The organism is Citrobacter sp. wls826 (genome assembly GCF_005281245.1).
Lineage (GTDB): Bacteria > Pseudomonadota > Gammaproteobacteria > Enterobacterales > Enterobacteriaceae > Citrobacter > Citrobacter braakii.
Genome location: NZ_SZWS01000024.1, coordinates 116,876 through 119,235 on the forward strand (window position 1 = coordinate 116,876; position 2,360 = coordinate 119,235).

The window sequence follows — 2,360 nt, forward strand, 5'->3', positions numbered from 1 at the left end:
AAGATGGTGTATTACATCAGGACAGTTGTTTCGGGTCAGCGCCGAAGCGGTTGCTCCCCTGAGTTCCGTTTTGACAGTTGAAAATGATGATTACCAACCAGCCTACGATCGGGATCAGCAGCACCAGTAGCCACCAGGCCGAGCGGTCGGTGTCATGTAAACGCCGGAACTGCACCGCCCACCACGGGATAAAGACCAGAACCCCATAAATCGTCGTTAATATGCCTTCCCCTCCGGCGCGTTCCCAGCCAAGCATTCTGTCCAGAATGCCCAGCACGAACGTAAAGATGATGTTGACCAGCACAAACATCCAGTATTCTTTACGACGCGCGCGGCCCCCAAAACCAAAGTAGTTCTTTAATACGTTTAAATACCAATCCATTTTTGCCTCGTTCTGTATTCAATTACTTGTTTTTAAAGCAATCAAATTAAGAATAGCTGCGAATGGAATACTGGTAAATATTTGCAGTATTAATTATTTGGCCCCCAAAGGGGACCCGTGTCATTCAGGCAAAACGGTCATCACGCCCGTGGGGTTCGTTGAGGTCCTGCCACGGTCCGACAGAAATAATGCCGGTCGGGTTAATGGTTTTGTGGCTACGGAAGTAGTGATTGCGGATGTGATCGAAATTAACGGTCTCCGCAATGCCTGGCATCTGGTAGATATCGCGCAGGAAACCGTACAGGTTCAGATAGTCGCTAATCCGGTGTTTGTCGCACTTGAAGTGCGTCACATACACAGGATCAAAGCGCACCAGCGTGGTCCACAGGCGAATATCGGCCTCTGTTAACTGGTCCCCGGTCAGGTAGCGATGTTGCCCAAGGATCTGCTCCAGTCGCGCCAGAGATTGAAAGACTTTTTCTACGGCGTCGTCGTAGGCTTCCTGACTGGTGGCAAATCCGGCTTTATACACGCCGTTATTGACGTTGTCATAAATCCAGCCGTTGAGCTCGTCGATTTTAGTTTGCAGAGCGGGTGGATAGTAATCCCCGGCTTTCGCGCCCAGCGCATCAAACGCAGTGTTAAACATACGGATGATATCTGCAGATTCGTTGCTGACAATGGTGTGGTTCTTTTTGTCCCACAGCACCGGAACGGTCACCCGACCGCTGTAGTGCGGATCGGCGTGTAAATAGAGTTGATAAAGAAATTCGTGCTGATACAGGGTATCGCCGGTTGCCGCCGGGAAGTTATCGTCAAAGGTCCAGCCGTTTTCCAGCATCAGCGGATGCACAACGGAAACGGAAATAAACGGTTCCAGCCCTTTGAGTTTACGCAAGATCAGCGTGCGATGCGCCCACGGACAGGCCAGAGAAACGTAGAGATGATAGCGGTCTTTTTCGGCGGCGAAACCCCCTTCGCCCGTTGGACCCGGTGCGCCATCCGCGGTGAGCCAGTTACGGAAAGCTGATGCAGAGCGTTGAAATTTTCCCCCGGTTGATTTGGTGTCATACCAGGTGTCATGCCATACGCCGTCAATGAGTTGTCCCATGTTTTCGCCTCCTCAGATAGCAAAAGCGAGGAGATGTCTCCTCGCTTTTTGATGCGTTTAGTATAGCTCGCTTACCATTTTTTATTCAGTACACGGTCGATGCTGAATGCGCCCGGACCGGTGATAGCCAGCAGCAGGAAGCCGCCTGCGATGGTCAGGTTTTTCATAAACATCAGAGAGTTCACACCTTCCGCAAAGTTGCTGTGGAAGAGGAACGCCGTCAGCAGCGTGAAGCCCGCGGTGAACAGCGCGGTAGTGCGGGTCAGGAAACCAAACAGGATGGCCAGACCGCCGCCAAACTCAAGCAGGATAACCAGCGGTAACATAAATCCTGGGACGCCCATGGCTTCCATGTACTGTTGGGTACCCGCATATCCGGTGATTTTTCCCCAACCTGCGGTAATAAACAGGATTGGCATCAGAATGCGCGCTACCAGTACACCAACATCTTCTAATTTCTTCATCATACTCTCCAGGAAACCACTCAGGCGGCTTATTGTGTTTTTTTGTGCAACGACGTCGCAGAGTGCGTCGTTGCTGTCGATGGAGAGAATCATAAACGCGGCTAATGACAATTGTTAGCAAGGAAAACTGTCAGAAATTTTCAAAAAATTTGAGGTTAGGGGAAGGAGAGGTGATTAGCCGCGCAGTTGCTGTTGTCTGATGGTCGATTTAACCAGACGCCAGATGCTCCACACGCTGAAGCCGCGTTTAGCCCAGCGTACCAGCAGATTCGGGTTACGAATGGTGCGAACCGCCATAATACTGCTTCCGACCAACACCCAGCCACGCAGGTTCAGCAGCGTCTTCCAGCCACGATCGTAAACTTCGGTGGCTTCAAGCCAGTCGCGGCGAGTGGCAGACAGA

4 protein-coding genes are annotated in these 2,360 nt (G+C 51.4%); all 4 read right to left on the minus strand.

What is annotated here, in order from left to right:
- Positions 1-16: 16 nt before the first annotated feature.
- The gene (locus tag FDW87_RS05630; protein ID WP_016154623.1) at positions 17-382 is read right to left on the minus strand and encodes a DUF805 domain-containing protein; all 366 of its coding nucleotides are present in this window, start codon (positions 380-382) and stop codon (positions 17-19) included.
- Between the two features lie 124 nt (positions 383-506).
- The gene (gene yqjG / locus FDW87_RS05635) at positions 507-1,493 is read right to left on the minus strand and encodes a glutathionyl-hydroquinone reductase YqjG (RefSeq protein WP_016154622.1); all 987 of its coding nucleotides are present in this window, start codon (positions 1,491-1,493) and stop codon (positions 507-509) included.
- A 71-nt stretch (positions 1,494-1,564) separates the two neighbouring features.
- Positions 1,565-1,957 (minus strand): DoxX family protein, encoded by a 393-nt coding sequence (locus tag FDW87_RS05640; protein ID WP_003024847.1) that lies wholly within the window; start codon positions 1,955-1,957, stop codon positions 1,565-1,567.
- A 174-nt stretch (positions 1,958-2,131) separates the two neighbouring features.
- Positions 2,132-2,360: YqjK-like family protein (locus FDW87_RS05645; protein WP_137379518.1), on the minus strand; the 229-nt coding region annotated here is incomplete at its 5' end.

Excerpts from the sequence above, each read along its gene's own strand:
- yqjG (WP_016154622.1), bottom strand. The coding sequence starts at position 1,493 with ATGGGACAACTCATTGACGGCGTATGGCATGACACCTGGTATGACACC.
- FDW87_RS05640 (WP_003024847.1), bottom strand. The coding sequence starts at position 1,957 with ATGAAGAAATTAGAAGATGTTGGTGTACTGGTAGCGCGCATTCTGATG.
- FDW87_RS05630 (WP_016154623.1), bottom strand. The coding sequence starts at position 382 with ATGGATTGGTATTTAAACGTATTAAAGAACTACTTTGGTTTTGGGGGC.